This window comes from Paraburkholderia sp. (genome assembly GCF_036488505.1).
Classification (GTDB): Bacteria; Pseudomonadota; Gammaproteobacteria; order Burkholderiales; family Burkholderiaceae; genus Paraburkholderia.
Map to the genome: position 1 here is coordinate 1 of NZ_DASXHN010000232.1, position 7,292 is coordinate 7,292.

6 protein-coding genes are annotated in these 7,292 nt (G+C 65.3%); 4 read left to right on the top strand and 2 right to left on the bottom strand.

The features are described 5' to 3' along the window. Both VGH68_RS14235 and VGH68_RS14240 read right to left on the bottom strand, forming a co-directional pair. Positions 1 to 914, bottom strand: a 914-nt coding sequence (locus VGH68_RS14235) for a porin (RefSeq protein WP_331604286.1), incomplete at its 3' end; no start/stop codon positions are given. 476 nt (positions 915 to 1,390) lie between these two features. Beyond that, positions 1,391 to 1,948, bottom strand: coding sequence for a hypothetical protein (locus VGH68_RS14240; RefSeq protein WP_331604291.1), 558 nt, complete (start codon positions 1,946 to 1,948; stop codon positions 1,391 to 1,393). Between the two features lie 564 nt (positions 1,949 to 2,512). Here VGH68_RS14240 and VGH68_RS14245 point away from each other — a divergent pair. The 4 genes from VGH68_RS14245 (at position 2,513) to VGH68_RS14260 (ending at position 7,105) form a co-directional block, all read left to right on the top strand. Beyond that, positions 2,513 to 3,538: a bile acid:sodium symporter family protein gene (locus VGH68_RS14245; protein ID WP_331604287.1), complete on the top strand. Its 1,026-nt coding sequence runs from the start codon at positions 2,513 to 2,515 to the stop codon at positions 3,536 to 3,538. Between the two features lie 368 nt (positions 3,539 to 3,906). Next, the gene (locus VGH68_RS14250; protein WP_331604288.1) at positions 3,907 to 4,893 is read left to right on the top strand and encodes a LacI family DNA-binding transcriptional regulator; all 987 of its coding nucleotides are present in this window, start codon (positions 3,907 to 3,909) and stop codon (positions 4,891 to 4,893) included. After that, positions 4,890 to 6,200 (top strand): AGE family epimerase/isomerase, encoded by a 1,311-nt coding sequence (locus tag VGH68_RS14255; protein ID WP_331604289.1) that lies wholly within the window; start codon positions 4,890 to 4,892, stop codon positions 6,198 to 6,200. The genes VGH68_RS14250 and VGH68_RS14255 overlap by 4 nt, the downstream gene beginning before the upstream one ends. Next, positions 6,197 to 7,105, top strand: a complete 909-nt coding sequence (locus tag VGH68_RS14260) for a carbohydrate kinase (protein ID WP_331604290.1) — start codon at positions 6,197 to 6,199, stop codon at positions 7,103 to 7,105. Before VGH68_RS14255 ends, VGH68_RS14260 begins: the two co-directional genes overlap by 4 nt. Positions 7,106 to 7,292 lie beyond the last annotated feature (187 nt).

Below are 7,292 nucleotides of genomic sequence, written 5' to 3' on the forward strand. Positions count from 1 at the left end.
TATGAGGCCATCACCGAGCCCGGGCCGAACGGCACGGTGACGCCGCCTTGTCCCGTGTTCACGTGCCAGCTCGTGACCTGCTGATTGTTGTACGTGTACATGTACTGGCCATACAACTTCACGAACTTCAGGTCGTACGACACGCCCGCTTGCGCGACGCTCTGGCTGCGCAGTCCGGGGACGCCCGACGTTTCGAAGCTGCCCAGGTCGCCCGGCACGTTGTTGAAGTTCACGTACTGGTAGACCGCGGCCGCCGCGAACGGGCCGTGGAAGTACAGCACCTGACCGCTCCACTTCTTCGCGCCGTTCTGCGTCGTGTTGCCGAGCGCGTACATCGCGGTGGCCGACAGGCCGCTGAAATTCGGCGACGCATACGACACCGCGTTGTTCCAGCCGGAGTCGCCGGTTACGCCCTGATCGGTCGTGTAGGTCGGAAACGTACCCAGGCCGAGGTACGTGTGGTAGACCATCGGCGAGAACACGTACGAGTCGATGAACGGATTGAACAGGATCGTCGACACGAATAGCGGCGTCGTCAGACGCCCGGCCGTCACGGTACCCCACGGTGCCTCGATCCCGACGTAGGCGTTGCGCGAGAACGTCGTGTCGCCGGTGAAGCGGCCATATTCGCCGGTCTGCGCGCGGAAGAAGCCTTCGAGCGTGAAGATCGCCTTGTAGCCGTTGCCCAGATCCTCGGTTCCCTTGAAGCCCCAGTACGACGTCGACATACCGCCGCCGGACACGACGACCGCCGTCTTGCCACCGGGGAATTTCTGCGAGCCGACCCATTCGTCGACCTGACCATAGAGCTGCACGCTCGACTGCGCAAACGCGCACGAGGTGCCAGCCAGCACCGCGGCGCACGCGGTCGCCTTGAGAGTGGTCTTCAGCGCACTACTGAGGCTTGTTTTCATCGATTCTCCAAATCTTTGTCAAAAGGGTGCGGCTGTGCGAAAGGGGACGCTCGCGCGAACCGTCGTTGTTATTTGTTCGACCAACGAGCCAATCTGGGCCGAGCCATCTTTGCGGACCATTTTTATGGACAGAAATGGCGCCGCTTATTGCCGGTATATCGGTCTGGTTAGGTTGGTCGTTTATCGGCCGGCTACGCGGGCCGGAGACACCGGCGCGGAGACCGCGGCCGCTTGCGCGGCCGCGTTGCCGCATGCGGGCGACGCCGCGCCGAATCAGCCGGCAATGCATCAGATGACATGCGTATGACGCAGCGCAGCCGCACGCCGCGATTTGACAATCGCGCGCGTTGGGCATCGAGAATTTTCAAAAAAGTGTGGCGTGGAAACGTCAGATCGACGGTGTTGCCACGGGGGAGGCGGGGTGTGACCGGGAGGTTGGGTGCAACTGGAGAAGAGCCGGGACGAACGGCCGCCGGCTAGTTGCGGTACGGCGAGCCTTCTGGCGGCCGCGAATCGTCAGCGGGACGCGGCAGCGAGCGACCGGCGCCACGTTCTTCGTTGTAGCGGGCGACATCGGCACGGATCGAGCCGTTACGCATCGGCATATTGGACGGGGGATGCGGCACCGGACGCGACTCGGCGCTGACCGGTGTGATCGCACCGGCGTACTGCATACGGGCGCGCTCGTCGGCATAGCCGGACGGCCCCGCGATACGGCGGGCGCTCCAGTTATAGGCCCCGGCGCCGTACCCGTAATTCGCGTCCGCGAAATCCGCGCCGCTTCGCTGGCCGCCGGCATTGGCCGGCACCGTCGAATCACGCGAGGCTCGTGCCGAGCGTGCGCCGGCGGCACCGGCCACACCCGCGTATGGGCCGCCGCCGCGCATTGCCAGGCGCGTCGCGTAAGCGGCGCTGCGATGCGGATAAGCTCCGCCGCCGTGGGCTGCGCCGGGCACCTTTGCATGGGCGAACGAACATAGCGCGGCGATGACCGCGCCCCACGCCCAGCGCCTCGTTCTCGACAACCCGTCCACCTTCTGACTCTCATGCCCGAAGACTTGCCTGAAATCCATCGTTCGAGCTGCGATGGACCTGTTGCGGGACTGGCGAAACGCACCGCGTTCCAGTTACGGCGCGGAGCATCCCTGCGGCCTTTGAACGGTAATTTATGGGTCGCCGCAGGGCGTGTCGAGCCAAAAAGTGTTAGGCCTCGCCCGCGGATGTAACGCGTTGTTACTGCGACGCTTTTCCGCAGCGAAGCATTGGCGGCGAGGCTTGTTAACGGCGTATGCAACAGGCGTTTGCGGATTGGCACTTGGGTTCGCGGGCCGCCGACCCGGGCCGCCGTCTTGCTTTCCAATGCCAAGAAATCCCGCTGGCTCAGACGACCCGCGTCGCCAATACTGGAAGGTGACGGAGCGAGGGAGCAGCTCGAACCATAACCGCAGGTCGATGCACAACATTCATTAAACGATTCTTTAAATGAATTTGCCTTTTCAATCGATTTTCAACAACAATAGGCGCTTTCCATTGGCAGCGACCGCGCCTTCTGCACGCGCGCCGCGCGCTGTTCAGCGTCATTGAATCGAGATACCGACATGGCCCGCCCGAAATATCTGCCCGACAACTTCACGCTGTGCCTCGTGAGCACCGTGATCCTCGCCAGCGTCCTGCCGGTACACGGGCAAGCCGCCGTCGGGTTCAACTGGGTGACGAACATCGCGGTCGGGCTGCTGTTCTTCCTGCATGGCGCCAAGCTCTCACGCGAGGCAATCGTCGCGGGCGCGACGCACTGGCGTCTTCACGTGGTCGTACTGCTGAGCACGTTCGCGCTGTTTCCGCTGCTCGGCCTCGCGCTTAAACCGATCCTTTCGCCGCTTGTGACGCCTTCGCTCTATGCCGGCGTCCTCTTCCTCTGCACACTGCCGTCGACGGTCCAGTCGTCGATTGCGTTCACGTCCATCGGCAAGGGCAACGTGCCAGCCGCGGTATGCAGCGCGTCCGCCTCGAGCCTGCTCGGTATCTTCGTCACCCCAGCCCTCGTCAGCTTCATCGTGTCCAATCAGGCTGCGAGCGGCGGCGCGTCGCCCTGGCACACGGTCGGCAACATCGTGCTGCAGCTGCTGGTGCCGTTTATCGCCGGCCAGTTGCTGCGCCCGCTGATCGGCAAGTGGATCGAGCGCAACCGCGGCGTGCTGAAGTTCGTCGACCAGGGCTCGATCCTGCTGGTCGTGTACGGCGCGTTCAGCGAGGCCGTCAACGAAGGCCTGTGGCACACGATTCCGCTGTCCGCGCTCGGCGGCCTGGTCGTGGTGAGCGCCGTTCTGCTCGCACTCGCGCTGGCCGTGACCATCTTCGCGAGCAAGCGGCTCGGCTTCAATCGCGCAGACCAGATCACGATCATCTTCTGCGGTTCGAAGAAGAGCCTCGCGGCCGGCGTGCCGATGGCCAAGGTGATCTTCGCGTCGCACGCGGTCGGCGCTGTCGTGTTGCCGCTGATGCTGTTTCACCAGATCCAGCTGATGGTCTGCGCCTCGCTCGCGCAGCGCTGGGGCGCCCGCGACACCAGCGGCGAGACCAAGGCCGCTGCGCAGGCTCCCGCCGCGGCCGTCGCGCGCCGTTGAGCACACGCGCAATGCAAACAGGACATTCATAAGCGCCCTCCCTGAGCGTCGTTTGATCGTGTGAAGAAGCCGCCTTGCGCGGCTTTTTCTTTGGGCGTTTGCTATTCGCCTCGTCGTTATTTCACGCTCAAACGCGGGCGCTGTCGCCTCGGCCGGATGGCATAGGAGAACGCCTGGAGCGACGTCACGGCGCGATGTTCAGCTCTGTTTAGCTCGTTTTACTAAACGTATAGGAAGCGCATAACTCTATAAATTACGGGTATTTACCGGTGCAGTTTCGCCGCTCGCCGCGGTGTTTCGTTGTCGTTTTACTATACAATCGCCCGAACCCAAACACACCAGGCCGCCCTCCGGCGGCTGCTTCATCGATGGCCACAACCATCCGCGATGTCGCCCGCGCGGCCAGCGTTTCGATCGGCACCGTGTCGCGCGCGCTGAAAAACCAGCCGGGCCTCTCGGAGGCCACCCGCGAACGCGTCGTCGAAGCGGCGCGGCAGCTCGGCTACGATCCGGCGCAGTTGCGCCCGCGCATCCGCCGCCTGACCTTTCTGCTGCATCGTCAGCACAATAATTTCGCCGCGAGCCCGTTCTTCTCGCATGTGCTGCACGGCGTCGAAGACGCGTGCCGCGAGCGCGGCATTGTGCCGTCCGTGCTGACCGCCGGCCCGACCGACGACGTGATCCACCAGCTGCGCCTGCACGCGCCCGACGCGGTCGCGATCGCCGGCTTCGTCGAGCCCGAGACGCTCGCCACACTGGTCGCGATGCAGCGCCCGTTGGTGCTGATCGACCTGTGGTCGCCCGGCCTGCGCTCGGTGAATCTCGACAACGCGGCCGGCGCGACCCTCGCGATGCGCCATCTATTCGAGCAGCAGCGCAAGCGGGTCGCTTTCATCGGCGGCTCGCTCGCTCACTTCAGCATCGCCGAGCGCGCGCTCGGCTACCGGCGCGCGTTTTTCGAGGCCGGGCTGCTGTTCGACCCGTCGCTCGAAGTGGCGATCGACGCCGGCCTCGACCCCGACACCGGCGCCGCGCGCGCGATGCAGCGCCTGCTCGATGCGCCCGGCCCGTATCCCGACGCCGTGTTCGCGTACAACGACGCCGCCGCGCTGGCGGCGCTGCGCGTGTGCGTCGCGCGGGGCCTGCGGGTGCCCAGCGACATCGCGATCATCGGCTTCGACGACATCCCCGCCGCCGCCCACGCAACCCCGCCGCTGTCGACGATCGCGGTCGACAAGGAAGCGCTCGGGCGGCGCGGGGTCGAACTGCTGCTCGAAGACTCGCCCACCGAACTCGAAGTCCGCTTGCCCGTTCAACTCGTTGCCCGTGCCAGTACTTTGGTGAGAACGCCATGACGCCATCCGATCCGCTCCACCCTTGCGGCGACGCCGCGACCCCACCGCCCGTCGCGAGCTTCCGCGACCGCGCATTTCTGCTCTCGCATGTACAGCACACGCTGCGCTTTTACGCGCCGAACGTGTTCGACGCGAGCGGCGGCTTCTTCCACTTCCTGCGCGACGACGGCTCGATCTACGACCGCACGACGCGCCATCTGGTGAGCAGTTGCCGCTACGTGTTCAACTATGCGATGGCGTATCGCCAGTTCGGCGATCCGCAGCATCTCGAGTACGCGCGCCACGGCCTGCGTTTCCTGCGCGACGCGCACTGGGACGCGCACAACGAGGGCTATGACTGGGAAATCGAATGGCGCGACGGCAAAAAGCGCACACTCGATGGAACCCGCCACTGCTATGGCCTGGCCTTCGTGCTGCTCGCGTATTCGCATGCGGCGATGGCCGGCATCGAAGAAGCGAAGCCGATGATCGGCGCGACCTTCGAACTGATGGAACACCGCTTCTGGGACGCCGCCGCCGGCCTGTACGCCGACGAAGCGTCGCCGCAATGGCACGTGAGTTCGTATCGCGGGCAGAACGCGAACATGCACACCACCGAAGCGCTGCTTGCCGCGCACGAGGCGACCGGCCATCTGGTCTATCTCGATCGCGCAGAGCGGGTCGCGTCGAACATCACGCTGCGCCAGGCGAAGCTGTCGCAGGGGCTCGTGTGGGAGCACTTTCACGCGGACTGGTCGGTCGACTGGCACTACAACGAGGAAGACAGCTCGAACATCTTCCGCCCGTGGGGATTTCAGCCCGGCCATCAGACCGAGTGGGCGAAGCTGCTGCTGATTCTCGAACGCTTCCGTCCGCTGCCGTGGCTGCTGCCGCGCGCGATCGAACTGTTCGACGCCGCGATGACTCACGCGTGGGATGAAGACCACGGCGGCCTCTACTACGGCTTCGGCCCAGACGGCACCGTGTGCGATCACGACAAGTACTTCTGGGTGCAAGCCGAAACCCTCGCGACCGCCGCGCTGCTCGGCAAACGCACCGGCAACGAACGCTTCTGGGATTGGTACGACGAGATCTGGCGCTATAGCTGGGCGCACTTCGTCGATCACAAACATGGCGCGTGGTATCGCATCCTCACCTGCGACAACCGCAAGTACAGCGACGAAAAGAGCCCGGCCGGCAAGACCGACTATCACACGATGGGCGCGTGCTACGAAATGCTCGCCCATGCGCTAGGCGACAGCGAGCCGGCGGCATCGGCTGCGCCGGCTGCATCCGCCGCCGCGCATTCCGCGGAGAAAGCACAATGAACGCGACGACCGGTCTGCCCGTTTTCATCTCCGCTGGCGACATCCTCACCGATCTCGTGCGCACCGGCGCGTCGCAGTGGCTATCGCGCCCGGGCGGCGCGGGCTGGAACGTGGCGCGCTGCGTCGCGCGGCTCGGTCTGCCGAGCGCGTGCGCGGGGTCGCTGGGCGTCGATAACTTCTCCGACGAACTGTGGGACGCGAGCGTCGCCGCCGGGCTCGACATGCGCTTCCTGCAACGCGTCGAACGCCCGCCGCTACTCGCGATCGTGCATCAGACGCATCCGCCCGCGTACTTCTTCATGGGTGAGAACGGCGCGGATCTCGCGTTCGATCCGGCGCGCCTGCCGCCCGGCTGGATGGACCAGGTGAAGTGGGCGCATTTCGGCTGCATCAGCCTCGTGCGCCAGCCGCTCGGCGACACGCTGGCCGCGCTCGCCGCGCAATTGCGCGCGCACGGCGTGAAGATCAGCTTCGATCCGAACTACCGCAACCTGATGGAGCACGGCTACCAGCCGACGCTGCGCAAGATGGCCGCGCTCGCCGATCTGATCAAGGTGTCGGACGAAGACCTGCGGATGATCTTCAAGACCGATGACGAAGCCGCCGCGCTCGCGCAATTGCGCGCGATGAATCCGTCCGCCACCGTGCTCGTCACGCGTGGTCCGGAAGCGGCGCAGCTGATCGACGGCGCCGCGGTGATCGACGCGAAGCCGCCCCGCGTCGATGTGGCCGATACGGTCGGCGCGGGCGATGCGTCGATCGGCGGGCTGCTGTTCAGCCTGATGAGCACGCCGCAGCGCGCATGGCCCGAGCATCTCGCGTTTGCGCTCGCAGCCGGTGCCGCGGCCTGCCGGCATGCCGGCGCGCATGCGCCCACGCTCGACGAGGTCGTCGCTTTGCTATGACCGCGGTGCTGTAATTTTCCTGCCCTGGGCGCCGCGTAGTGTCGCCAATGTCGATGACATCGCGCGCCGCGAAAGCGCGGCCCAGGCCGCAGCCGAACCTGCATCGCCGTGCTACGATGGACAACATCGAGACCTTTGCAAAAAGGAGCGAGGCCATGGAAGAAGTCACCTACACGAAAGGGCTCTA

Excerpts from the sequence above, each read along its gene's own strand:
- VGH68_RS14245 (WP_331604287.1), top strand. The coding sequence starts at position 2,513 with ATGGCCCGCCCGAAATATCTGCCCGACAACTTCACGCTGTGCCTCGTG.
- VGH68_RS14250 (WP_331604288.1), top strand. The coding sequence starts at position 3,907 with ATGGCCACAACCATCCGCGATGTCGCCCGCGCGGCCAGCGTTTCGATC.
- VGH68_RS14255 (WP_331604289.1), top strand. The coding sequence starts at position 4,890 with ATGACGCCATCCGATCCGCTCCACCCTTGCGGCGACGCCGCGACCCCA.
- VGH68_RS14260 (WP_331604290.1), top strand. The coding sequence starts at position 6,197 with ATGAACGCGACGACCGGTCTGCCCGTTTTCATCTCCGCTGGCGACATC.